The 23,717-nt window shown below is 34.7% G+C and carries 25 protein-coding genes, 1 pseudogene and 1 riboswitch; of the genes and pseudogenes, 12 read left to right on the forward strand and 14 right to left on the reverse strand.

Features of this window, described 5'->3' with window-relative positions; genetic code table 11:
* Positions 1–1,200, reverse strand: coding sequence for a methionine adenosyltransferase (gene metK / locus PQF83_RS14615; RefSeq protein WP_000163115.1), 1,200 nt, complete (start codon positions 1,198–1,200; stop codon positions 1–3).
* 169 nt (positions 1,201–1,369) lie between these two features.
* Positions 1,370–1,491: riboswitch (SAM riboswitch) on the reverse strand.
* Positions 1,492–1,719: 228 nt separating this feature from the next.
* Between metK and pckA the strand changes: the two genes are divergently transcribed.
* Both pckA and PQF83_RS14625 read left to right on the forward strand, forming a co-directional pair.
* Entirely contained in the window at positions 1,720–3,306 is a 1,587-nt protein-coding gene (gene pckA / locus PQF83_RS14620) for a phosphoenolpyruvate carboxykinase (ATP) (RefSeq protein WP_000108804.1), read from the forward strand.
* 290 nt (positions 3,307–3,596) lie between these two features.
* Positions 3,597–3,794 carry a hypothetical protein gene (locus PQF83_RS14625; RefSeq protein ID WP_000788116.1) on the forward strand — a complete coding sequence of 66 codons (198 nt, stop codon included), beginning with the start codon at positions 3,597–3,599 and terminating at the stop codon, positions 3,792–3,794.
* 234 nt (positions 3,795–4,028) lie between these two features.
* On the opposite strand, the gene PQF83_RS14630 is transcribed toward PQF83_RS14625, so the two are convergent.
* Complete coding sequence (locus PQF83_RS14630) at positions 4,029–4,412, reverse strand: ATP synthase subunit I (RefSeq protein WP_000624930.1); 384 nt, start codon at positions 4,410–4,412, stop codon at positions 4,029–4,031.
* Between the two features lie 278 nt (positions 4,413–4,690).
* Here PQF83_RS14630 and PQF83_RS14635 point away from each other — a divergent pair, with 278 nt between their 5' ends.
* Positions 4,691–4,912, forward strand: coding sequence for a hypothetical protein (locus PQF83_RS14635; RefSeq protein ID WP_000639042.1), 222 nt, complete (start codon positions 4,691–4,693; stop codon positions 4,910–4,912).
* Between the two features lie 28 nt (positions 4,913–4,940).
* On the opposite strand, the gene PQF83_RS14640 is transcribed toward PQF83_RS14635, so the two are convergent.
* Together PQF83_RS14640 and PQF83_RS14645 are read right to left on the reverse strand one after the other, a co-directional pair.
* Positions 4,941–5,846: a DMT family transporter gene (locus tag PQF83_RS14640; RefSeq protein ID WP_001255400.1), complete on the reverse strand. Its 906-nt coding sequence runs from the start codon at positions 5,844–5,846 to the stop codon at positions 4,941–4,943.
* A gap of 298 nt (positions 5,847–6,144) precedes the next feature.
* Positions 6,145–6,468 carry an iron-sulfur cluster biosynthesis family protein gene (locus PQF83_RS14645; RefSeq protein ID WP_000289578.1) on the reverse strand — a complete coding sequence of 108 codons (324 nt, stop codon included), beginning with the start codon at positions 6,466–6,468 and terminating at the stop codon, positions 6,145–6,147.
* 123 nt (positions 6,469–6,591) lie between these two features.
* Here PQF83_RS14645 and PQF83_RS14650 point away from each other — a divergent pair, with 123 nt between their 5' ends.
* Together PQF83_RS14650 and PQF83_RS14655 are read left to right on the forward strand one after the other, a co-directional pair.
* Positions 6,592–6,765 (forward strand): hypothetical protein, encoded by a 174-nt coding sequence (locus tag PQF83_RS14650; protein WP_000916134.1) that lies wholly within the window; start codon positions 6,592–6,594, stop codon positions 6,763–6,765.
* A 24-nt stretch (positions 6,766–6,789) separates the two neighbouring features.
* Complete coding sequence (locus PQF83_RS14655) at positions 6,790–7,710, forward strand: Nif3-like dinuclear metal center hexameric protein (RefSeq protein WP_001111112.1); 921 nt, start codon at positions 6,790–6,792, stop codon at positions 7,708–7,710.
* 21 nt (positions 7,711–7,731) lie between these two features.
* Here the strand turns inward: PQF83_RS14655 and PQF83_RS14660 are convergent, their stop codons facing one another.
* A complete protein-coding gene (locus PQF83_RS14660; RefSeq protein ID WP_000676034.1) occupies positions 7,732–8,358 on the reverse strand; it encodes an HAD family hydrolase in 627 nt (208 codons plus the stop codon).
* Positions 8,359–8,372: 14 nt separating this feature from the next.
* A complete protein-coding gene (locus tag PQF83_RS14665; RefSeq protein ID WP_033671964.1) occupies positions 8,373–9,134 on the reverse strand; it encodes a DeoR/GlpR family DNA-binding transcription regulator in 762 nt (253 codons plus the stop codon).
* Positions 9,135–9,242: 108 nt separating this feature from the next.
* On the opposite strand from PQF83_RS14665, the gene PQF83_RS14670 reads away from it, so the two are divergent.
* A complete protein-coding gene (locus PQF83_RS14670) occupies positions 9,243–9,893 on the forward strand; it encodes an HAD family hydrolase (protein WP_000946538.1) in 651 nt (216 codons plus the stop codon).
* A 416-nt stretch (positions 9,894–10,309) separates the two neighbouring features.
* Here the strand turns inward: PQF83_RS14670 and PQF83_RS14675 are convergent, their stop codons facing one another.
* Positions 10,310–11,530 (reverse strand): ATP-binding protein, encoded by a 1,221-nt coding sequence (locus PQF83_RS14675; protein ID WP_001030619.1) that lies wholly within the window; start codon positions 11,528–11,530, stop codon positions 10,310–10,312.
* Positions 11,527–12,780 carry an ATP-binding protein gene (locus PQF83_RS14680; protein ID WP_000664894.1) on the reverse strand — a complete coding sequence of 418 codons (1,254 nt, stop codon included), beginning with the start codon at positions 12,778–12,780 and terminating at the stop codon, positions 11,527–11,529. The genes PQF83_RS14675 and PQF83_RS14680 overlap by 4 nt, the downstream gene beginning before the upstream one ends.
* Before the next feature lie 268 nt (positions 12,781–13,048).
* Between PQF83_RS14680 and PQF83_RS14685 the strand changes: the two genes are divergently transcribed.
* Positions 13,049–13,858 carry an alpha/beta fold hydrolase gene (locus tag PQF83_RS14685; RefSeq protein ID WP_000498293.1) on the forward strand — a complete coding sequence of 270 codons (810 nt, stop codon included), beginning with the start codon at positions 13,049–13,051 and terminating at the stop codon, positions 13,856–13,858.
* 357 nt (positions 13,859–14,215) lie between these two features.
* Here the strand turns inward: PQF83_RS14685 and PQF83_RS14690 are convergent, their stop codons facing one another.
* Positions 14,216–16,285, reverse strand: coding sequence for an LTA synthase family protein (locus PQF83_RS14690; RefSeq protein ID WP_000873612.1), 2,070 nt, complete (start codon positions 16,283–16,285; stop codon positions 14,216–14,218).
* 290 nt (positions 16,286–16,575) lie between these two features.
* Here PQF83_RS14690 and PQF83_RS14695 point away from each other — a divergent pair, with 290 nt between their 5' ends.
* Positions 16,576–17,829, forward strand: coding sequence for a glycosyltransferase family 39 protein (locus PQF83_RS14695; RefSeq protein WP_000956217.1), 1,254 nt, complete (start codon positions 16,576–16,578; stop codon positions 17,827–17,829).
* 82 nt (positions 17,830–17,911) lie between these two features.
* On the opposite strand, the pseudogene PQF83_RS28585 reads toward PQF83_RS14695, so the two are convergent.
* From PQF83_RS28585 to PQF83_RS14705, 3 genes and pseudogenes are all read right to left on the reverse strand, one after another.
* A pseudogene (locus PQF83_RS28585) lies at positions 17,912–17,986 on the reverse strand (YwbE family protein); the annotation flags it as partial.
* Between the two features lie 106 nt (positions 17,987–18,092).
* Positions 18,093–18,323 carry a hypothetical protein gene (locus PQF83_RS14700; RefSeq protein ID WP_000227427.1) on the reverse strand — a complete coding sequence of 77 codons (231 nt, stop codon included), beginning with the start codon at positions 18,321–18,323 and terminating at the stop codon, positions 18,093–18,095.
* Between the two features lie 11 nt (positions 18,324–18,334).
* Positions 18,335–18,631: a DUF3986 family protein gene (locus PQF83_RS14705; RefSeq protein ID WP_000455572.1), complete on the reverse strand. Its 297-nt coding sequence runs from the start codon at positions 18,629–18,631 to the stop codon at positions 18,335–18,337.
* Positions 18,632–18,751: 120 nt separating this feature from the next.
* Between PQF83_RS14705 and PQF83_RS14710 the strand changes: the two genes are divergently transcribed.
* Genes PQF83_RS14710 through PQF83_RS14720 form a run of 3 tightly spaced genes read left to right on the forward strand, consistent with a single transcriptional unit; the run spans position 18,752 to position 21,334 of the window.
* The gene (locus PQF83_RS14710) at positions 18,752–19,759 is read left to right on the forward strand and encodes an ABC transporter substrate-binding protein (protein WP_000733214.1); all 1,008 of its coding nucleotides are present in this window, start codon (positions 18,752–18,754) and stop codon (positions 19,757–19,759) included.
* Positions 19,760–19,770: 11 nt separating this feature from the next.
* The gene (locus PQF83_RS14715; RefSeq protein ID WP_000009047.1) at positions 19,771–20,535 is read left to right on the forward strand and encodes an ABC transporter ATP-binding protein; all 765 of its coding nucleotides are present in this window, start codon (positions 19,771–19,773) and stop codon (positions 20,533–20,535) included.
* Positions 20,528–21,334, forward strand: a complete 807-nt coding sequence (locus PQF83_RS14720; protein WP_000368785.1) for an ABC transporter permease — start codon at positions 20,528–20,530, stop codon at positions 21,332–21,334. Before PQF83_RS14715 ends, PQF83_RS14720 begins: the two co-directional genes overlap by 8 nt.
* Positions 21,335–21,368: 34 nt before the next feature.
* Here PQF83_RS14720 and PQF83_RS14725 read toward each other — a convergent pair whose 3' ends face one another.
* Together PQF83_RS14725 and PQF83_RS14730 are read right to left on the reverse strand one after the other, a co-directional pair.
* A complete protein-coding gene (locus PQF83_RS14725) occupies positions 21,369–21,596 on the reverse strand; it encodes a hypothetical protein (RefSeq protein WP_000849110.1) in 228 nt (75 codons plus the stop codon).
* 214 nt (positions 21,597–21,810) lie between these two features.
* Positions 21,811–22,926, reverse strand: a complete 1,116-nt coding sequence (locus tag PQF83_RS14730; protein ID WP_000827057.1) for a hypothetical protein — start codon at positions 22,924–22,926, stop codon at positions 21,811–21,813.
* 92 nt (positions 22,927–23,018) lie between these two features.
* Between PQF83_RS14730 and PQF83_RS14735 the strand changes: the two genes are divergently transcribed.
* Positions 23,019–23,693 (forward strand): HAD family hydrolase, encoded by a 675-nt coding sequence (locus tag PQF83_RS14735; protein ID WP_000617313.1) that lies wholly within the window; start codon positions 23,019–23,021, stop codon positions 23,691–23,693.
* Positions 23,694–23,717 lie beyond the last annotated feature (24 nt).

Genomic DNA, 23,717 nt, shown 5'->3' on the forward strand with positions numbered 1-23,717 from the left:
TTATAGACCAGCTTGCTCTTTTAAAGCTGCAGCTTTGTCTGTACGTTCCCATGATAGATCTACATCAGTACGTCCGAAGTGGCCGTAAGCTGCTGTTTGTTTGTAAATTGGGCGACGTAAGTCTAGCATTTTAATAATACCAGCTGGGCGAAGATCGAAGTTGTTACGAACTAGTTCTACTAGTACGTCTTCAGATACTTTACCAGTGCCGAATGTATCAACTGAAATTGATACTGGTTGTGCTACACCGATTGCGTATGCAAGTTGTACTTCTGCTTTCTCAGCAAGACCAGCTGCTACGATGTTTTTCGCAACATAACGAGCTGCATATGCTGCAGAACGGTCAACTTTTGTTGCATCTTTACCAGAGAATGCACCGCCACCGTGGCGAGCGTATCCACCGTAAGTATCAACGATGATTTTACGTCCTGTTAAACCAGCATCACCTTGTGGTCCACCAATTACGAAGCGGCCAGTTGGGTTAATGAAGAATTTTGTTTCTCCATCGATTAATTCTGCTGGTACTACAGCTTTAATTACGTGCTCTTTTAAGTCGCGATCGATTTCTTCCCATGTAACATCTGGGTGATGTTGTGTAGAAATTACGATAGTATCAACACGTACTGGTTTACCATTTTCATCATACTCAACTGTAACTTGCGTTTTTCCATCCGGACGTAGGTATGATAATGTATCATCTTTACGTACTTCAGTTAAACGGCGAGCTAATTTGTGAGCAAGCGAGATTGGAAGTGGCATTAACTCTTGTGTTTCATTACATGCGAAACCAAACATTAAACCTTGGTCTCCTGCACCAATTGCCTCAATCTCAGCGTCAGTCATTTGACCTTCGCGTGCTTCTAGCGCTTGGTCAACACCCATAGCGATGTCAGCAGATTGCTCATCGATAGATGTTAAAACTGCACAAGTTTCTGCATCGAATCCATATTTTGCGCGTGTGTAACCAATGCCTTGAATTGTTTCACGAACGATTTTTGGAATATCTACGTAAGTAGAAGTCGTAATTTCCCCCGCTACCAATACTAAACCAGTTGTTACAGTTGTTTCACAAGCTACACGTGCATTTGCGTCTTTTGATAAGATCGCATCTAAAATTGAATCAGAAATTTGGTCACAAATTTTATCTGGATGTCCTTCAGTTACAGACTCAGATGTGAACAGATGACGTTTTTTTGTCATGTGGTAAACCTCCCTACAGTAATTGTATATATTGTACGGAACTCATCCTTAATTTGCCACAGATTGCGACATACATTTATTCTCCCACACAAGCATACAGAAAAACCTTTCCTACATAATAGAGAGGAAAGGTTTAATTTGCTACTTGCATACTGCTTTTTGCCCTTCGCTCTTATCGTTCGAGACCTGTAGCCTCGCACAGGTTTTAGCACCTATTCACTTGTGTTTACCAATACAAGTGAGGTTGCTGGGCTTCATCGGGCCTGTCCCTCCGCCAGCTCGGGATAAGAGAGTATCCGTCCCAACCTATACTAAAGAAATGATATTCATTTGTCAATTAATATTCACATTTTCGTGAAAGTTTTTCTCAATGCGCCTAAAATGAAATATTAATAAGGAAATAATGTATTCACACAAACAAAAAGAAATAAATAGTATACATTATTTATATAATTGTGTTATACTCTTGTTGGGGATTACGAGAAATATTTCATTAAATGAAAAGGATGGTATATAAATATGAGTACTGTGAATGTCCAAATTGGTTTACACGAATTATTGAACGGAAGCAATGCACAGATTCAACTAAGTGTTCCGCAATTAGTGGAAAAAGTATTAATGCGAAATGAAGGGAAATTAACTTCGACTGGTGCCGTTTCTGCTTCAACTGGAAAATATACAGGACGTTCTCCTAAAGATAAATTTATTGTGAAAGAAGCATCGGTTGCTGACAAAATTGCTTGGGGAGCAGTGAACCAACCGATTTCTGAAGAACATTTTAATAAATTATATACGAAAGTTTTAGAATACTTAAAAGAGAAAGAAGAGTTATTCGTCTTCAAAGGATTTGCAGGCGCTGACCGCAATTACCGCCTACCAATTCAAGTTATTAATGAATATGCATGGCACAATTTATTTGTACATCAACTATTCATTCGTCCAACTGAAGAAGAATTAACAACTCATGAATCAGAGTTCACAATTGTTTCTGCACCGAATTTCAAAGCTGATCCAGCTGTTGACGGTACAAACTCTGAAGCATTCATTATGGTTTCATTCGAAAAACGTATCGTACTAATTGGTGGTACAGAATACGCTGGAGAAATGAAAAAATCAATCTTCTCTATTATGAACTTCTTATTACCTGAACAAGATATCCTTTCTATGCATTGCTCTGCAAACGTAGGTGAAGAAGGCGATGTAGCATTATTCTTCGGTTTATCTGGAACAGGTAAAACAACATTATCTGCTGATCCAAACCGTAAATTAATCGGTGATGATGAGCACGGTTGGTCTGATAACGGTGTATTCAATATTGAAGGCGGTTGCTACGCGAAATGTGTAAACCTTTCTCACGAGAAAGAACCACAAATTTTCGATGCAATCACATTTGGATCTGTTTTAGAAAACGTTATCATTAATGACCAAACGCGTATCGCAGACTATAACGATACTACTTTAACAGAAAATACTCGTGCTGCATACCCTATGCATGCGATTGACAATATCGTACTGCCAAGTGTTGCAGGACACCCAAATACAATTATCTTCTTAACTGCTGATGCATCTGGCGTATTGCCTCCAATCAGTAAGTTATCAAAAGAACAAGCTATGTATCACTTCTTAAGTGGTTACACTAGTAAACTAGCAGGAACAGAGCGCGGTGTTACATCTCCGCAAGCAACATTCTCAACTTGCTTCGGTTCACCATTCTTACCACTTGATGCATCTCGCTATGCTGAAATGCTTGGTGAAAAAATTGAGAAACACGATGCGAAAGTATTCTTAGTAAACACTGGCTGGACTGGTGGCGAATACGGCGTTGGTAAACGTATGAACTTAGGTTACACTCGTGCAATGATTCAAGCAGCATTAAGCGGTGAACTTGCGAAAACTGAAACAGCTAAACATGACATCTTCGGTCTTGAAGTTCCACTTCACGTACCAGGTGTACCTGACGAAGTGTTAATGCCTGAACAAACTTGGGCTGATAAAGCTGCTTATAAAGCAAAAGCAATCGAACTTGCAAATGAATTCAAAGCTAACTTCAAAAAGTTCGACAGCGTATCTGAAGACATTATTAACTTAGGCGGCCCAATCGCTTAAGCGCAAACTTTCTGTTGGAATAACCCTTTACTCATATGAATAAGTGTCGTGTAACCGTAAAGTTTCGCGTACTCACCGACAAAACCCAATGCGGCTTAACGGTTACACACACTTACATAAAAAAGAAGCTTACGTTTTTTACGTAAGCTTCTTTCTATATCTTATATAAAGTAAAACGTTACTCTCTTCATCTGTGACTTCGTTTGTTAATTTACAGAATTTTCACTTTATATTTACTTATTTTTAGTTTTTCATGATATAATTTACATATATAGGAAGGGGTGAAACCTATGAAAAATTTTTCTCGTACAGGAAAAATTTTATTCAGTTATGGAGCGATTCAAATGTTTTGGGGACTTGTAATGCTTAACGTTAATTTATTTGAGCATACAAGTGAAACCATAAAATATATTATTCTAATTACCGGAATAGTTTTTTGTATTATATCCAACTTTTTTAAAGAACATAAAAGTCATACTAATACGTAATTTCATGTTAACTTATCGGAAGCAAAAACCTGTATTTTATGCAATGTTTCGCTTCCTGTTGTACTATTCATCGCTGGATTCCTTATTCTAGGGTAAATTCATTTTTACACATACAACTTACGGATTCGAACATATAAATTACATCCCTCTAGTTTCACAACGTATGGAGCTAAAAAAGGATTTAAACGCTTCTATCCCTCGCTAGATCCTCTATTCCATCTAAAAAGAGGCTTTTTATCTTTTTGTTAGTTCCTTTTCATCTTTCATACTATAATAACCTAAGTTCACAACGATTAAAAAATAACCGCCCATAATCCCTACTGCAAATGCCCACATTACCATATGGTGCTCAATTTCGTACATAATAATAGCGCCTAAAATAGCAGCCGCAAAACGATTAAACATACCGAGCGTCGGCGCTTTCGTTTTCTTTACGATACTATCTCCAAGCTTCTCAATTCGTCTCCCTAAAAGCCAAACGCAATACATACTTACGATAAGTCCAATTCCTGCACCTAAAAAATGTGCTGAAAACGGCGTTACCATCCAGCCTAGTAAAAGAATACCTAGTATATAATACGATTGAATTTTAAACGACCTTAATGACATACTAATCATGATGTTCTCCTCTTCCGTAATTTTTATCTATCCAACAATAAATTTTTTCAAGTCTATACTACTTACATTCATTTCACTCAAATAAAAAACAACATAAACGGTATGTTTATGTTGTTTAAATATTTTTAGAAAATAATATTATACAAGATTTCAAAGATCATCCCCCCATAATTTGTGACGTTTTTTCAAACATTTTTCGTCCATTTATGAAAAAATTGATATCAATCTATGAACATACGGATATGATGTAATAAGTACACAAATAAAGGGGGCGTCTAATGATTTATTTTTTAATGGCTCTCATTCACCTCATTATCCCTGCACTTATCGGACTTTCATTGTATTGGTACACGAAGAACCATAGTATTTTCTACGCTGTCCTCGGTGTCCTTCTTCCGGGTATTATTCTTATTACACTCTTCCGTATTCCATTTTTAAACTTAATTCCACTTATTACTGCGATCTTATTTCTCATCTTCTTACCAAAAATAAAAAAATAGGAAAGCAGATCATAGGTGATCTGTTTTCCTATTTTGATATAGGTTCCCCCGCAGTAGAATGCACTTTTACTTTCTCCGATTTCACAAACCATAAACCGAAGAAAATAATAATTCCACCGATTATTTGTTGAAATGATACGTATTCATTTGCCCATACAGCTGCAAATAAAACAGCTACAAGTGGCGTTATATACATATATACCATCGTATGTGATGCTCCAATTTTTTGAACACCAACATACCACATTACTAAACCAAATACTGTTACAAAGAAAATAGAATATAGTAAAGCGAATAGTGTTATTCCATGTGTAATATGAAATGGCATTATAAATACGTATGGTCCACTTAAAAGCAAGAGTGGAATCGCGCCAACTAGTGCTGACCATGCGGTAACACGTAGCGCTGAATATTTTTTAATTAATGGGCTTGCTAAAACAGGATAAAGCCCCCAACATATTGATGTAATGAGTCCAATCCCATTCCCGTAAAAAGAACTAGCCAGTGAATGCCCTGCTACTAAAACTAAGGCTGCACCACAAAAGGCAATAATCGAACCGATAAGCTTTCGAGAAGAAAACTTTTCTTGTTTTAAGATAATCGCAAATACAGTTGTAAAAATAGGTGAAATAGAAATGAGTAAAGAGGCATTTGTAGCGGATGTATATTTAACAGTTTCCATAAATAACGTTTGATACAGTACAATACCTACAACGCTAACGATGATTAATCTAGGTATATCTTTTCTCTCCATATAAACCGACTTTTCAATAAAAAATGTAAGGAGTAACATAAGCGGTGCCGCCGATATCATCCGAAGTGCAGTAAACTCAATTGCTGTAAATTCTAAAAGTCCATATTTCGCAATCGTAAAATTAATCCCCCAAATAATAACGACTGCTAAAATTAATAACTCAATTCCCCATCTTCTCATGCGTATCCCCTCCGCAAATAAGATTATACAGAAAATTCAATCACATGTACATTTCATTATGTGAAAAAATCTTTTTATTGTATGAAACGTTTTGGGGCATGAAATTATATCAGCGATTTTCTGAATATATCAGCGCAACTCTGATTATATCGGCGATTTTCAAAATATATCGGCGCAACTCGAATTATATCAGCGATTTTTTAAATATATCGACTTATCAACAAAAAACGACAAGAATAGCGACGTATACAATAAAAAAGGTGGTTCCAAAATACATTTTGGAACCACCTTTTCTTTACTACACTCGAACGTGTAACTTCATATTTGGATTATAAAATTGGCTCGGGCTCTTCAGCTGAAACGTCCCTCCACCTTCATGCCAATCAACTGTTAATTTATCATCCATAAATACAAGCTTTGTGCGATCTGCGATAAAATTCATTGTGCTAGATTCGATATCCACATCGCGCTCATCTTTTTCTGCTACAGCTACTAAATCGATAATTCCGCTCATTACACAACCGCAACCTTCATTATCGTAAAATAACTTTATATATTTCGCTTCATTTGGAATCGTATCCACAATCTTTTTATATGCTGCTTCTGTTACAGTAACGTACATACTCTAATCTTCATCCTCTCTTCTCGTATCCTTCATATATTGTACCACCATTTTTCTTTAAAAATATATACAGAAAATTACGAACAATATACAATGTATGTAGTAAAGGAGGTTGTATCACTCATGCTCAAATTACTGCGATACCCCATCTTCCTAGGTCTACTCGGTAGCTTTTTTATTTCTAACGGTATGATATTACAACATATACTTCCTTATTCTCCTTCTATTGGTTGGATTTTAGGTTTTATTTGTTTCCTAACCGCTTCTTATTTCGCTGTGAAGAACAAAAACATCTAATTAGTTCAAGGAGGATAACATAACATGCCAGCTTTAAAAGAAATAGAACAATCACTCAATCATTTGTTCCAAATCAAAAAATATGGAAAAGATAGTGCCTTTAGTCGATTTATCCCATCTGTATATGATCCTATCCACTTTCCGTGGCAACAATTTTTCGAAACCAATTTTGTAGAGCTATTTAACGGTCTTATGATACGAGGAGCTGAAACTGTAAATAAAGTATTTTTAGCTGTTTTTCCTACAAATGACGTTCTTGAAACATTCATTTCACAGTCCACATCTGGTGATTTACTTTTTATGCACCACCCACTTGTAATGGAATGCGGTGATCCGCTTGGAAAATCAGGTCGTGGTTTTATTCCAATACCTGAAAAATATTTGCAAGCAATAAAAGAAAAACAACTTTCTATATATACATGTCACGGACCAATGGATATTCATCAAACGCATGGAACGAGCATTTCAATTGCAAAAGTCTTAGATGCTCACGTAGTTGACGGCTTTGCATATGAAGGCCCCGAACAAGAGCCAGTTGGCCTTATTTGTGAAATGGATGAAACATCCACAGAAGCACTCCAAAAACGTCTAAAAAATCTCTTCCATATTCCTTATACAGACTTCGAAGGTAAACAACATGATTCTATCAAAAAAATTGCAATTATTGCAGGATGTGGTGATGTCGTGTCTCTCATGAAAGAAGCAGAAGCAAAAGGTGCTGAAGCATATATTACTGGGGAAATCCATTGCCATCTCGACAATGATTACGGTAAACAGAAATACTCGCTCATTATGGATTACGTAAAAGAAACGAATATGTCACTCATCGGTGTATCACACTCTGCCTCTGAATATTTAGTGAAAGAAACATTGATGTATAATTGGTTTAAAGAAAATTTTGAAGTGGATGTTACTTTGATTCCACAGGAAAAATGGTGGTTATAAATTTTTAAAGAGATAGCTAAATTAGCTATCTCTTTTTACTAAACTTAAAATTTCATGAGGCGTTTGAAAAATATAATCAGCCTCTTCGAATCCTTTCCTTGTCTTTGCTCCCCACAAGGCTAAACCAAATTTTGCTCCCGCTTGTTTTGCGCATTGTAAGTCATATACTGAGTCACCTATGTATATCGCTTCTTGTGCCTCTATATTCAATCTTTTTAGACATGTCACAAGTGGCTCTGGATGTGGTTTATGTTTCATTGTATCTTCCACACAAATAGAGTGTTCAAAATATGAATGTAATCCAAATGGCTGGAAATCATCGATAAACTCTTGACGTGTTTTTGAAGTCACAATACCAGTTCGAATCTTATATGAAGATACTATTTCAATCACTTCCGCAATTCCTTTAAATACTGTAATTTCATTCTTAAAATCTGCCATATTACGTATCCATTTCTCATGAACTGCTTTCATATTTTCCACACCAATTTCTTGTAACGTAGCCATACCAGGAATACCTAATGCAAAATGTAGCTTTTCTAATGAATAATTCATCCCTTCATCTCGCAACGTTCTCTGTAATGAATATAAAACTGCTTTTTCCGTATCTAACATCGTTCCGTCAATATCAAATATAATCCCCTTCATTTTTACGTCCCCCTTTACTTCACTCCAACGATTAGCTCAATTCCATATTCTTTCACTACTCTTTCTAAATCGCCAGGTATAGCATCATTCGTAATAATTGTATCTATCGCTTCTAATGACAGCGCCTTAAAGTTTTGACGTTGATTCATTTTTGTCTCATCAGCAAGTAAAAACACTTCATTTGTTTGTTTAACAATTTGACGCTTAAAATGAATATCTTCCTCATACGCATAATAGACACCATCTTCTGTAAGACCGGGTGATCCAATAAAAACCTTATCAAAATGATAATCTTTTAGTTTCTCCATTGCAGAAAAACCCGTCATATAACGTGAGTGTTTATTTAATTCTCCACCTAAAATATGAATATTTACATTCTCCATATCCATTAAATGATTTACTGTATCAATTGAATTTGTAACAACCGTTATGTTACTTGCTGTCAAAAATGAAGCCATACAGTTAACAGTTGTTGAAACATCAAGATAAATCACTTCATTATCTTCTACAAAAGAAGCAGCTCGCTTTCCAATAGATATCTTATATTCAATTTCTTTTTCCTCACGATTTACATAATCCGATATTTTATGGTGGAAAGATGATAAAGCTACACCACCATGGGTTCGCACTATTGTTGTTTCATTTGTTAACTTTACAATATCTCTTCTTGCTGTATCTCTGGAGACTTGAAATAGCTCACACATTATCTTCAAACTCATCGTCCTATGTTCATTCAAATACTCCATTATTTTTATTAAACGTTCCTCTTGATTCATACTCTCACCCATTTTTATTTACTTTTAAGTACTTTTAAGTTATTTTAAGTATATCACAACATAAATTCTTAAATAAACCTTAAAATAACTTAAAACAGGAGTGAGAAAATGCTACGTACAATTATTTTTGATTTTGATGGCACACTAGCTGATACTTTACCTTTATGTTATTACTCGTTTCAAAACGTTTTTTGGCAATTTGATAATAAAGAAATTACTGAAGCAGAGATTCTTTCTATGTTTGGCCCAAGTGAAATTGGTATTATTCATGAGAACTTACTCTCTGAAGAAAAAGAAGTAGCAGTTGAAAGATACTATGAATGTTATGAAGAAAAGCATCATGATTACGTAGAGCGAAATCATGAAATAGTAGACCTTTTAATACATTTAAAAAAACAAGGGTTTCAGTTAGCTATCGTAACTGGAAAAGCAAGAAGAAGCCTGGACATTTCTCTAAAAGCATTAGGATTAGTTTCTTTCTTCGACTGTATAGTAGCTGGAGATGATGTAATGAAGCCAAAACCTGATCCTGAAGGTATTCTTCTTGTATTAAATACATTACATGTAAATGCAAACGAAGCAATTTTTATTGGGGATAGTGATGCTGACATACTTGCTGGAAAACAGGCAGATGTACGAACGATTGGCGTACAATGGTTACCAAACTATCAATCTGCTACATTTACTGTACAACCAGATTATTTTATTAAGAAAACAGATGATTTTCTCATCTCATTAAATACTACATTTTCAAAATAAGTAGTCTACTACTGACAAAATTACTGGATCGGGGTAACTTCAAGTATTTAATCCTACTTCAGCTGTAGGTCCAGCTACTGTAACTTGGAGTAGCATTACAACCGGAAACCTCGTTTCGAGAGGAGATGCTATATCCCTTTATATTAATCCTGGAATTACTACCAGTGCTGTATATTCTGTTTTTCTAATCACAAATATTTAGTTCTCTCTTAAAAATAATTTATTCAACAGAAAAAGCCTCAATAATTTAGGTCAACAACTAACAAACTCACTCTATATTACCACCATAAAAATACCCATATCTTAGATTCGTAATTATACATAATGCACCAATAGTGTAAACACTTCCGGATTTTTATTCACAAAAAAGGGAAATCACTCTCAAATAAATGATTTCCCTTTTTAAAATATATTTTTTATTGTATCGGCAACATAACCTTCACCGTCGTTCCAACCCCAACTTCACTTTCAAAACTCATTTTACCGTTGTGGTCTTTAATAATTTTTTCTGTAACTACTAAGCCTAAACCTGTTCCCGTTTCTTTTGTTGTGTAAAAGGCTTCATTTAGCTTCGGGATTTTGTCTTTTGGAATGCCGCAACCTTCATCCTTAACTTGAACAATGATTGCATCTTCTACAGTCACTTTAATCGTAATCGTTCCGCCAACTGACATTGCTTCAATCGCATTTTTAATTAAATTAAAAAACACTTGTTTTAATCGTTTTTCATCGCATGTAATCGATGGTATGTCTTTACTATAAATACCTTGTATGTGCACACCTTGATTTAAAGCAGGCTTCCCCATAACTCGAATAACATAAGCGATAATTTCTTCTATATTATGAACTTCTGATTCTATTGATTTAGATTTCTCAAATCCACTAAGTTCTGTAGCGATTGTATGAATTCGTTCTACTTCTTGTTTCATAATATCACTATATATTTTATCCTCTGGATATTTAACCGCTTGCTTATTTACAAATTTATCTAAATTAGCTAAAGGTCTTTTAATTTTGGAACCAATAACTGTAGCCATTTTCCCAACAGTTGCTAACTTTTCTGTTTGTTGTATTTCTTTATTCATCATCTCAAGCGTACGAACGTAAGATTGGAACCTTAAAAACATAATCCAACATATGATAGTAAATACGCTATATAATGCCATCGGGATTAAAACGAGTGATGAGTGAATAATGATTCCTATAAGAGCATATTTTCCAACAAGTATGCTCGGAACTAACCAAAAATATCTTTTATTCACAAAAAGTGGAGCAAATAAAATAAAAAATCCTTCTACTATATTCCCACCATCAAACTCAGTATCACTACCGTAGTAAATCATAATATTATGGATAAAATCTAATAGATTATACCCAATTAGAATAATATACTTTACTGCAAATGGATTTTTCCATTTCATAAAGTATATTCCAATGCAAAATAAAACCACCATCAGAAAATAAAGCCATAAACCTAAACCATCTTCAAATTGTCCTACTCCTTCTTGCTCTCCTCCTATTAAAGGTACAATAAATTCGTAGGCAAGATCGTATACAAAAAATATAATGAAAAATAAACTTAAATATATTTTCAGCGCCTTCATTTCTTCATTTTTAAATATACCGTCTTTATTCATATGGTAACTCCTAGCTTTTCTCTCAATTGGATTTCATTATTTCCACACTTTTTTGGAAGAATAATATCTATTCTCGTTCCCTTATCTCTTTCACTTGAAATATGTAACGTACCAAGGTGTTCGTTGACAATTCGATCTGCTACCGTAAGTCCCAAACCAATTTTATCTTGTTTTGTTGTATAAAAAGCTTCTGTAACACGAGCCACATTCTCTTTCTTAATACCGTAACCATTATCGATTACACTTAGCATTACATAATCTTGTCCTTTATTTTCTAACCGTAACTCTAATGTGCCACCTTGCTCCATCGCCTCCAGAGCATTTTTTATGACATATAGAAAAACTCCTCGCATTTTCCGCTCATCACATTCAATTTCTATCATCTTTTCTTCGATATTAGAAATAAGCTGGATACTAGATTCATTCATTTTTTCTCGAAGAATTGCTACTGCTTGTAATACAATTTCACCTATATTATGTTTCTTATAAATAGAAGGTTTACATGTAGCAACTTCCATCAATTCACTTATCATATTATTCATATTTTCTATTTCAAAAATCATCTGTTTATAAATAGGGTCCTCTTCATGCTTCTCTCGTTGTAATTGCGTAAACCCTTTCAATGAAGCAAGTGGATTTTTAATTTCATGTCCCACTGTCGCTGCCATCTTTCCGATTACTGCTAATTTTTGTGATTCACTAGCAATCTTAATACTTTCCTTTACCGCTGAAAGGTATTGTATAAATCGATTTAAAATGATGTATGCTGCTATTAATACGAGTGTATACATAATGAGGAACATAAATCCTTTTACTTCTTTTAATACAAATAAGTAAATTACATATTTCCCTACAATAGTTGAAAGTACAAACACAAAATATTTTTTATTTAAAAATATAGGTACAAAGAAGATAAGAATAATTTCTACTATATTTCCCCCATCAAATGCCGCCTCATTATAAAGCATATACGAAAATATGTTAGCAATTTCTATTCCTATGTATGCAAATACACATGCATATTTCACAAAATTCACTTTCTCTTTTTTTATTAAATATACATTCATACCGAGTATTGCAGTTCCGCAAATAACTTGCCATAGTATGCTATGTCCCTTATCCGTTAGTGATTTATTTTCTAATACGATTGCATAGAAAACTTGGTATGAAACAACAATGACGTATAGCACCCACAAAAGGATTTTGGCATTTCTTTCTTCTTCTTTATATGATAGAAAACTTTCTTTCACTTCAACACCCCTTCAACATAATATCTCGAAGAATACCATTTATTATAATAAATGATTTTCTTATACAAACAAAGATAAATCGAACATTTGAGGAAAATCATCCCAAAACCGTGATATTTTCAGACGATATACAATCATAAAAATTATAAACAATAATACGTATATTATGTGGGAGAGATTTTATATAAGCGGCAAAAAATGAAGGAAAGCTTAGTGTCTTAATAGAACAAAATCATACGCTCCTCGCGTATGAATAGGAGGCTCATTCATGTTTGTTACCGTTGAAAAAGATGTGCATATTTTTGTGCAAGACGTTAATCCCGGTCCCGGTAGTAAAACCGTGTTCTTCGTCCATGGCTGGCCTTTAAATCATCAAATGTACCAATATCAGCTCAACGTGTTACCACAACACGGTTTCCGCTGCATCGCTATGGATATACGCGGAAATGGACAATCTGATAAACCATGGACTGGTTACACATACAATCGTTTAGCAGACGATATCGCCATCGTTTTAGAAGCACTTCAAGTCGAAAATGCTACATTAATTGGTTTCTCAGTAGGTGGTGCTCTTTCTATTCGGTACATGTCTCGCTATAATGGTCATCGTATTTCTAAACTTGTATTAGTCGATGCCGTTTCCCCCTCTTTCGTTAAAAATCAAGAATCTCCCTATGGTGCCCCAAAAGAACAAGCAGACACTCTCATTAATCAAATGTATGCCAATATGCCTAAATTTTTAAATGATGTATCTTTATCATTTTTTAATAGAAACTTAGGATCTGCTACGCTAGAATGGTTTTCTTATCTCGGTATGCAGTCTGCTTCTTATGCTCTCATCAAAATATTGCAAGCAGCCGCAAATGAAGATGTAACGAAAGACTTAAGTAAAATTAACGTGCCAACAAAAATATTCCACGGTATTCATGATCAACTTATCCCATACAAAAGCGCTGAACTTACGCAAAAGCGTATTAAAAATTCTCAGTTACATCCTCTCACAAATAGTGGTCACGGCTCTCCAATTGATCAAGCGGATGAATTAAACGAAGAACTTATAAAGTTTTTGCATTCATAAAAAACTATGCCAAATGTATCGATAGGAACGTAGTTTTTAAAAAGGTTAAAATTCACACATTTCTCACAAATCATTCGATAAAACGGTTACATTTTCATTTATACTAAATGTACAGGTAATACTCCCTAAACCCAGCTTGTCTGGTTACCCCGTTAAATACTATAAAAAAGAACTTGTATCGTTATACAAGTTCTTTTTGTTTCTTTTATCCCGCTTTAACGGGCAGTAAGACCCCCACCTCAAAATTCAGCAAAGCAAAGAAGTTAGGTGGGGGTCGGGCTGCCCATAAAAGTCCGATTGGTGAAGGCTAATAATCAGTGGGGGATGAAGAAAACCCCCACTGATTAAAGTTTCACTTTATTTAAAGAGGATATCTTTACTATATTGATTTCCAACAAGTAAATCATACTGAAGCATTTTATATTGCTCTAACATTTCTTTTTGTTTCTTTGTTAAATCATTGATTACTTCTCCATTTTTATCAACTTTTAATTCATCTCTAAGCACCGGTATTTCCTTGTAAAATCCCGATAAAAATTGATAAAATAAAGATTTATTTAATCCTGCATAATCAAAAATAAGATTAGAAAAATAAATTGGACTTACTACACCTAAATTATCATTTGGCATATCAAAGTTTGCGTACATTAATAGCGGCGTTTGGGCCATCGCTAAACGTTCGCTCGGTGTTTTTTCATTCGTTATATACCCATTCTCTTTATAAAAAGATTTATTTGTTCCTAATGATGGAAGATGATCTCCAAAGAATACTAATAATGTAGGTCTATCTAAATTATCTAGTTGCTCTATTAAATATTGAAGGGCCTCATCTGAACGTCTTAACCCTTCTGTATACGTTTCTAATTCTCCCTTTGATTCTTCATTTTCTAGCCCGCTAATTTCTATTAGGTTTTCACCAAATCGGCCCTCTGTAAATGGAAAATGATTTTGCATCGTAACTGCATGAATAAATGTAGGTTGTTTTTGTTTCTCTAACTCAGCAATTATCTCTTTACTCATCGCTAAATCACTAATATAATCTCCATCAACATCTACATTTTCCATCGTATCAGCTGCATTAAATTTATCAAATCCTAACACCTTATATACATCATCACGTTTAAAGAATGTGCGACCAAATGAATGAATTGCACTTGTGTAATACCCTTCTTTTTTCAACGCCGTAGGGATTGATGGAATTTCTTTCTTATTTGTAATAACCTGCTGATATGGTATAGAACCTGGCTTTAACAAACTCATTGAATAACTCGTTAATGCCTCAAATTCAACGTTCGCCGTATTTCCCCCAAATGTAGGAGAAATAGTTTGTCCACCAGGAAAGTTTTCTATATAATGATGTAAATTTGGTACAGGATCTTCACTAAAAGAAAGGTTAGTTGCTTTCGTCGGATCCCAAAACGATTCACTCATTACAAAAATAATATTCGGTTTCTCTTTTTTCTTTTGGCTCCCTATATTTCCACTATATTGTTTTTTTATATCGTTTGCTATTTGAAGCATATTTTCTTTAGAATAATTTTTGGGTTTTTCCATAACTGTTGTATCTAAATTGCTAATAAACCCAAGTACAAAACCATTTGAAGCATAGTTCTCATTTTGATCCCACAAAACAAAATCTACACCTGATTTTTGAAATACTTTATTCATAAATGTGTTCGCAAAATTACCGTACGCATATAGAACAAAAATAGAACCTACTACTAATAAGGCTCTTATTCCTAGATGAGTCTTTACATTTTGAATATACCTTCTCATATATATCCCTGCTACAATACAAGCCACGATACTTAAGATAATGACAAAAATATAACTCCAGCTAAAATAGTCCATCACCATCGGTATAACAGATTGCATATGCATAATTTGTGTGAAATCAGAAGGATACAGCGGATCACCTCTAAAAATAAGCTTTAAATAATTCACAATACCTAAAATGACTAACGTACAGCTCGTTAAAATCATACTTAGAAAAACCTTGCCTATTAAATTATAAACAAGAATGTATATTGCATAAATTACTACAAAACTTAATATAAACTGCATGTTATACAAGTAAATCCAATTCATTGCCTCTATGAAACTCATATTAACTTGCATGACAATATAAAATAACGCTACTGTATGAGCTAGTAAAAATAATACAAAATGCACTCGTAGGGATGCCCTAAGTGTAGACATCTCTTTTTTATTAAAATGTGAAATATAAAATGTTATGCCCCATATGAAAATCATCATAACAATTAAAACAAGATTTTGATTTAAATGAGCTTTCATTATGTCTAAATTAAAAACCTTTAAAAGCATAAACAGCATAGTTATTACTAATAAAGTCACCATACTACTTATAATGCTAGAAATTAATATATTTCTTTTTGGAAGATCAAAAAGTGTAGAACCATACTTCAATTCATTCCCTCGTTTCTATGTCTTAATTTCCCCCGCATCGAAAGAACTATTTCTATTAAAATAACATATATGACATATTTCGTCTGCATCGTTGATTCTATCATAAATGTATTGTCTTAATATTCCCTTAGTAAACAGTTAAATTATGGCATACAAATTACTCATTCTTGAAAAACTTAATTTCAGCATTCCACTTTATGATATAATAACTATGTTTTGGAAATCCTTAATACTATTAAAGATTTCACATGAAAATACGAAAGAATTAATAAAAAAGGAGTTGCTCATTTTTGCTTACTAAGTTTAAGAGTTTGCCTAAAGCGGTATATGCAATTTTGGCGCTTTCTTTCCTGTTGCACGTTTTTTGTTTAGTAAAACAGCCAGGATTAGATGGAGAGTTAGTCAAAGTAACATATGGTGCAAATGATGCCTTTAACTATTCGTTAACAGCTGAACAACTATTAAAACATGGTGTATTTGGTTATGTGTATTTAGAACCTAGTGAAGTTCCAGGGAAAAATGCATATATCACACCAGGTCAGCCATTACTATTAGCTGGCGCTATGATTATTTCTGATATTACATCAATTCCTTATTATTACGTAGCAACTGTTATTAACATGATTATGAACCTATGCACAGTGCTATTAGTATTCTTAATAGGAAAAGAATTGTTCGAAAAAAACATTTATGGAATTGTTGCAAGTATTTTATATGCTATTTATCCAAGTAACTATACATACTTCCGTACATTGCTAACAGAAGTTCCATCCATATTCTTATTAGCGTTATGTGTATATGTATTTGTTCTCGCATGGAAATACAATAAAGTGAAATTCCATATATGGTTTGGAATTGTCGTTTCAATTTTACTTATGTTCCGTCCAAATCCAGCTCCAATGATGCTCATTCCTGTTCTTGTTGTGTTATTTACATATGGATTTAAAGACTCCATTCGAATCGGATTGTTATGGTTTATCGGACCTTTCTTTATTATTGGTGCATGGGTTGTTCGTAACTATTTAGCACTCAACCAATTTATTTTATTCTCAACCCAAGGTGCTGATCCACTAATTGCGGGTGCTGATCCATTTAATAAAATTGGATATGAAAATATAGTAAATGAAATGAGAGCCAAAGGCTTAGATGACAAAGGGGCATACGCAAAAGAATTAATCAAGAACGGCTTTAAGACGGACTTCACTTATTGGTTCTCTTGGTTCACTGTCGGTAAAACAATTGAATTATTCAAAACAGCTCCTGCTGTAGACCAATACCGTATTCACAACTTTATGCAACTATGTCATAGAGTGTTTATCATCGGTACATTCTTGAGCAGCTTCTGCTTCATGCTAAATTCATTTAAACATAAACGCGTTATGATGCTAGTAGCAAGTTCTATTATTTACATTATCTTCTCAAACTTATTCTTAGCAATTAATCGCTATGGATTTTTCATTAATCCTCTTATGTGCTTAATTCTTGCATACGGATTAATTCACATTGTGCAGAAGCTTCCATTCTTCCGCACGAACCAAGCATAATAAGAAAGAGGTCGTCCAACGGTGGACGACCTCTTTCTTATTACCCCACACTTTGCACACAGCCAATTTGTCCATTCTGTAATCACACTTTAATTCCGTATGTATATGTTTCTGTATTTGTCAAAATATCTTTCACAATACTACTCACTATTTCACTTATAAATGCAAGTTTTTTACAACTATTACTATAACGAAAAGAACCCGCCACAAGACAGGTTCTTTTCGTTATTTTATGATAAAAGAAAAAATCATTAGCATGTGTATTATATAAAAGGAAACAGCCATATTTTCCATACGATACATACGAGTACAATAACTACAAAATCAAAAAAATCTAATCTCGGACCCTTTTTCATATTCATCTCTAGCCACATATGAATCCATTTTGTTTTTGTATATTTTTGGATGTTTTTCTTTGCAAATCGGTAAATGAGCACTTGCATAATAAAAAATCCCACTACAAAAATGAATAAGAAAATGAGAAAATCGACCACAAAATTCCTCCTTATTTTTGCAGCGATTTTTCTACTATATGATTTTTCAAAACCCACTCTTCAAATTGAGCACTTCCAAATTCCCAACTAAGATCACGAGCATGTACAGAAAAAACGTAATAGCCAGCATATTCGTCCATAAATTTACCCGTCTCGATCCCATCTTTCTGAAGACCATATGCTCCAAAATTAAAATATACATCCCACACGTCTTCATTCTTCCGTTTATAAGCAATCGATTCCATATCACATTCTGTTCCGAAATAGTCAAGATGTAAATGTACGCTATCATCATATTCGTACTCCATTTTATCACCCCTTATATTTGTACTTCTTTATCACCAAAAAAATTCCTGCTATCTACACTCACATGTGGGCACTTACCTACATATCATGCTTGTAGAGTGACTTCTAGGAGGTGTTATATAGTGAAAAAATTAATAGCTGTTTTTTGTATCATGTTACTAGCTGTCTTCACACTTGTTGCTTGCAGTAGTAAAAAAGAAGATACGAAAGAACAAACTCAAAATGTTCGAGTCGGCGAAGTTACCCACTCTCTCTTCTATGCCCCGTTATATGTCGGGATTGAAAAAGGATTTTTTAAAGATGAGGGATTACATGTTGACCTCCAAACAACAGCTGGAGGAGATAAAACGATGACTGCCTTATTATCTGGCGGGATTGATATTGCTCTCGTCGGTTCTGAAACGTCCATTTACGTTCATCAACAAGGCGCAAAAGACCCCGTCATTAACTTCGCACAACTTACACAAACAGATGGAACATTTTTAGTTTCACGTAAAAAATTAGACTCTTTTAATTGGAATGACGTAAAAGGTGTTACGTTTTTAGGACAGCGTAAAGGCGGTATGCCGCAAATGGTTGGAGAATACGTTTTAAAGAAAAATGGCATTGATCCTCACAAAGATACAAACTTAATTCAAAACATTGAATTTGCTAATATTGCAAATGCCTACGCATCTGGTACAGGGGAATTTGTCCAGCTCTTTGAACCGACTGCAAGTATATTCGAAAAAGAAGGAAAAGGATATATCGTCGCTTCGTTCGGAAATGAATCTGGTACTGTTCCGTATACATCGTTCATGGCAAAGGAAAGTTTCTTAAAGAAAGATAAAGCTGCTGCTGAAAAATTCACACGTGCGCTCTATAAAGCACAACAATGGGTTGATACTCATAGTCCAGAAGAGATTGCTGATGCCGTTTCTCCGGTATTTAAAGACACTTCAAAAGACATTACAGTAAAAGTAATTGAACGGTATAAAAAGCAACATTCTTATGCGACAAATCCGCTATTAGATGCTGAAGAATGGAAACAGCTCCAAACGATTATGAAAGACGCTGGCGAATTACAAAAAGAAGTTCCACATGAAGCGCTCGTCAATACAAAAATTGCCGAGAGCGTTATTAAGAAATAGAGGCGAAGTGTATGAGCTTTTTACAAATACGTAACGTTTCTCACTGCTTTTTCGCAAAAGAGAATGCCAAATTGATTCTCGAAGATATGAGTTTACAAGTGGAAGAAGGCGAATTCATTTCGATACTCGGTCCAAGTGGTTGCGGCAAAACGACACTCCTCTCCATTATTGCCGGGCTGCTTGATCCAATTGAAGGTATCGTCTTTTTAGATGGTGAGCCCATTACAACGAAAACTTCATCTATGGGGTATATGTTGCAGCAAGACTACTTGTTCCCTTGGAAGACAATTGAAGAAAATATTATGCTTGGACTTCATATCCGAAACATTTACGATGAACAGACGAAAGAACATACTTTACAGCTTTTAAAGCAAGTCGGTCTACATGATGTAGAGCAGCAATACCCTCGTGAACTATCCGGTGGTATGCGTCAACGTGCCGCCCTCGTTCGAACATTAGCGACCGATCCAAAAATTTTATTGCTAGATGAACCTTTTTCGGCGCTCGATTATCAAACGAAATTGAAACTAGAAGATCTCGTTTTCAGCTTACTACACAAATATAAGAAAACTTCACTACTCGTGACGCATGATATTGAAGAAGCAATTGCGATGAGTGATCGTATTTATTTACTACAAGCGAATCCCGGAAAAATTGCAAAAACATTTATCGTCCCAGAAAGCATCCGTTCCTTATCACCGTTAGAATCACGCCACCACCATGACTTCCCATCCCTCTTCCAAAATATATGGAAGGAGTTGGAGCGCCTTGGATAATATAAAGCAACTACATGAACAATTTCGGAAAAAAGAACGCAGGCGCGCATGGTTAGCACGCTCTTTGCAACTTTTACTGCTCATTCTTTTCTTTGCACTATGGGAAATCGCTAGCAAAAAAGAATGGATTGACCCTTTACTCTTTAGCTCTCCTTCAAGTATTTGGGATCTCTTCCTTAATAAATGGATGGACGGTTCGCTTTGGGTCCACATATGGACGACATTACTTGAAACGGGAGTAGGTTTCATTCTTGGAACAGTGCTCGGAGCCATTATCGCTACTTTCCTTTGGTGGCTACCACTTCTCGCCCGCGTACTTGATCCATATCTCGTCGTCCTAAACGCCATGCCAAAAGTAGCACTTGGGCCAATTATCATTGTAATCTTCGGTCCAAATATTTCTTCTTCAATTGCAATGGGAGTAATCATTTCTATCATCATTACCATTCTCGTTATTTACAGCGCATTTCAAGAAGTCGATTCTAACTATATAAAAGTGATGGACACATTTGGCGCAAATAAATGGCAATGTTATAAACAAGTCGTTCTCCCTGCATCTTTCCCAGCCATTATTTCAACGTTAAAAGTGAACGTTGGATTATCGTGGGTCGGTGTTATATTCGGCGAACTTCTCGTCTCTAAACAAGGTCTTGGCTACTTAATTAGCTACGGATTCCAAGTATTTAATTTCACACTTGTCTTACTAAGCGTACTACTCACATGCGTCCTCGCAACACTTATGTATGTGTTTGTTGAGGCATTTGAAAAACTTCTAATTGGGAAACGAAAAAGAAGCTGACTTAGGGCAATAGACTATAGTCAGCTTCTTTCTTTTACCTTTTATCACACATCTTTGTTTCATTTTTAACGTTTCCATCCGCAACCGTAACTGTATGGAAACAATCTTTCACACGTACTGTAACGACATTATCTTTTCGATCTATTACATGATAATCATTAAACTTTTTATCCAATGCACTACGAATTTGCTCCCCTTCAAAAATCGGAAAACCGTGAGACATTACCCAAATGAGACCAGCGACAGCAAGAATCGTTTTCATACGTTTCATTACCTCCTCGAGAGTAAACTTATAGTCCCTATAACACGCGCATTATAATTGTGTCTAAATTGTGACATTTTTATACTAATTCTATTTTATAATGGTAGTTCCTTCTTCTTTTTAATAAAAATACAGAATTTTCAATTTTATCAACATAAAAAACGTAAAGAACTACAATTCTTTACGTTTTCTTAGCTAACATATATAACCCGCATTAGTTTCCACTTCGTTGTTCTATCGTTTTCGAAACATCATATAATCCTGCCAACACTTCCGCCCTCATTTTTACAAGCTCAGGGAATTGATAGAAAAAGGCAATTTTTTTATACTTTAACTCCGATCCTTCTTTCACCTTTTTTGAATCTTGCAAAATAAATGCTGTAAATGTATCTGCAATATCTTCTGCTACATTTGTCGTTCCATACTGTGAGACAAACTCATCATGTTTTTCTTTAAAAAATTCAATTTGCGTTTCTTCACTTTCTTCTACTTTCTTTTCTGTCCATTCCTGCTCAATAGGCTTCCAGAAAGAATTATAAAATTGATTGATATAAGAGTTTTCCTCCGCACATCCCTCTTGTAAGAAAAGATTGCCGCATTTATTTCGGTACGTCGAAATATCTTTATCCTCTTCAAAATCCTTTACATAGTTTTCATCTACTGGTATTTGCTTATGCCCGAGCGTTAACACGTGAGCCGTCTCATGAATTAATGTTTTCATCACTTCATCAATATTTACCGCAGAATCAAGCGTATCTAAGCTAAGAGTCCATTCTTTCGGATTCTCTATACTAGGCATAACGTGAGCAACAACACCGTCATAACCATCCGTTATTAGATCAAATTCTGTTATATTCCCGCGATATTTAGCTGGAATGAGCGTGCGATACATATCCCACAAGTCTTCATGATACCCTCTATCTTGACGTTGTTGCAGTACTTCTTCTTTCGCTTCTTTATCTTCAGCAAATACTTTATTTAAACGTTTCCGTTCTATTTTTTCAAAATAAGGATCTACAATTTCATCGCCATCAATATAATAAGAAGCTAAAAAGAAATAATTTTCATCATCATCTTCTTTTTTCTGCTCTGCCTCTTTCATATCTGCACTTTCATGCTCTTCTATTTCATAATCTTCTACTGCTTCAAGCTCAGATAATCCATCTATTTTTTCATATACTTTTTGAAGTTTCTTATCTCCTATTTCCACGCATTCTTCGTCTGTTTTACACACTTCTTTTTCTTTCACACTCTTCATAGAACTTTCGCACCCTGCTAGTAAGCCGATTGCAACGATAACCCCTACTAACTTGCCATACAGTCTCTTCATACAATCCTCCATTATTCCATTCTACAAAATATCATAATCATTTTTTAACGAATATGCGATAATGAATTATAAAAAATGTAAGGAGGTTTCCTATGATTCGGGCAGTCTTATTCGACTTAGATGGAACACTATTAGATCGTCGTCAATCTTTAGAACAATTTATTCATGATCAATATAATCGCTTTGCCTCTCATTTAATGAACATAGAAAAATCCGAGTATTGTTCTCGATTTCTCGAACTAGATAATAATGGCTATACGTGGAAAGATAAAGTATATGCTACTCTCCTTTCCGAATACAACATTACTACTTTAACGCAAGAACAACTGCTGCACGACTACATTACAAATTTTCAACATCATTGTATCCCTTTCCAAAATATGCATGAATTACTTCAACGTTTAACACAACAAAATATTAAAATTGGTATTATTACAAACGGCTTTACTGACTTTCAGATAAATAATCTTCGCGCACTAAACATACATACGTATACAAATACAATTCTCGTTTCAGAAGCGGAAGGAATTAAAAAACCGCATCCTGAAATTTTCGAAAGAGCTTTAAAAAAGCTAGATGTGAAGGCAGCAGAATGTCTTTACGTTGGGGATCATCCTGAAAATGATGTACTGGGTTCTGAACAAGTAGGGATTCTTGGTGTTTGGAAAAGAGATTCATTTTGGGGTAATTTTGAGCATTCGCGTGTGGTGGATGATTTGTTGGAGGTGCTTTCGTTTTTAGAGATAGAGAAAAAAACAAGAAAATAGTAAAAGGAGGCTTCGTTTCCCGGA

It is taken from the genome of Bacillus sp. FF-1 (assembly GCF_028548245.1).
Taxonomy (GTDB): Bacteria; Bacillota; Bacilli; order Bacillales; family Bacillaceae_G; genus Bacillus_A; species Bacillus_A paranthracis.

Bases quoted from the DNA above. Each gene is read 5' to 3' on its own strand.
- metK (WP_000163115.1), bottom strand. From the start codon at position 1,200: ATGACAAAAAAACGTCATCTGTTCACATCTGAGTCTGTAACTGAAGGA.
- pckA (WP_000108804.1), top strand. From the start codon at position 1,720: ATGAGTACTGTGAATGTCCAAATTGGTTTACACGAATTATTGAACGGA.
- PQF83_RS14625 (WP_000788116.1), top strand. From the start codon at position 3,597: ATGAAAAATTTTTCTCGTACAGGAAAAATTTTATTCAGTTATGGAGCG.
- PQF83_RS14630 (WP_000624930.1), bottom strand. From the start codon at position 4,412: ATGATTAGTATGTCATTAAGGTCGTTTAAAATTCAATCGTATTATATA.
- PQF83_RS14635 (WP_000639042.1), top strand. From the start codon at position 4,691: ATGATTTATTTTTTAATGGCTCTCATTCACCTCATTATCCCTGCACTT.
- PQF83_RS14640 (WP_001255400.1), bottom strand. From the start codon at position 5,846: ATGAGAAGATGGGGAATTGAGTTATTAATTTTAGCAGTCGTTATTATT.
- PQF83_RS14645 (WP_000289578.1), bottom strand. From the start codon at position 6,468: ATGTACGTTACTGTAACAGAAGCAGCATATAAAAAGATTGTGGATACG.
- PQF83_RS14650 (WP_000916134.1), top strand. From the start codon at position 6,592: ATGCTCAAATTACTGCGATACCCCATCTTCCTAGGTCTACTCGGTAGC.
- PQF83_RS14655 (WP_001111112.1), top strand. From the start codon at position 6,790: ATGCCAGCTTTAAAAGAAATAGAACAATCACTCAATCATTTGTTCCAA.
- PQF83_RS14660 (WP_000676034.1), bottom strand. From the start codon at position 8,358: ATGAAGGGGATTATATTTGATATTGACGGAACGATGTTAGATACGGAA.
- PQF83_RS14665 (WP_033671964.1), bottom strand. From the start codon at position 9,134: ATGAATCAAGAGGAACGTTTAATAAAAATAATGGAGTATTTGAATGAA.
- PQF83_RS14670 (WP_000946538.1), top strand. From the start codon at position 9,243: ATGCTACGTACAATTATTTTTGATTTTGATGGCACACTAGCTGATACT.
- PQF83_RS14675 (WP_001030619.1), bottom strand. From the start codon at position 11,530: ATGAATAAAGACGGTATATTTAAAAATGAAGAAATGAAGGCGCTGAAA.
- PQF83_RS14685 (WP_000498293.1), top strand. From the start codon at position 13,049: ATGTTTGTTACCGTTGAAAAAGATGTGCATATTTTTGTGCAAGACGTT.
- PQF83_RS14705 (WP_000455572.1), bottom strand. From the start codon at position 18,631: ATGGAGTACGAATATGATGATAGCGTACATTTACATCTTGACTATTTC.
- PQF83_RS14715 (WP_000009047.1), top strand. From the start codon at position 19,771: ATGAGCTTTTTACAAATACGTAACGTTTCTCACTGCTTTTTCGCAAAA.
- PQF83_RS14725 (WP_000849110.1), bottom strand. From the start codon at position 21,596: ATGAAAACGATTCTTGCTGTCGCTGGTCTCATTTGGGTAATGTCTCAC.
- PQF83_RS14730 (WP_000827057.1), bottom strand. From the start codon at position 22,926: ATGAAGAGACTGTATGGCAAGTTAGTAGGGGTTATCGTTGCAATCGGC.
- PQF83_RS14735 (WP_000617313.1), top strand. From the start codon at position 23,019: ATGATTCGGGCAGTCTTATTCGACTTAGATGGAACACTATTAGATCGT.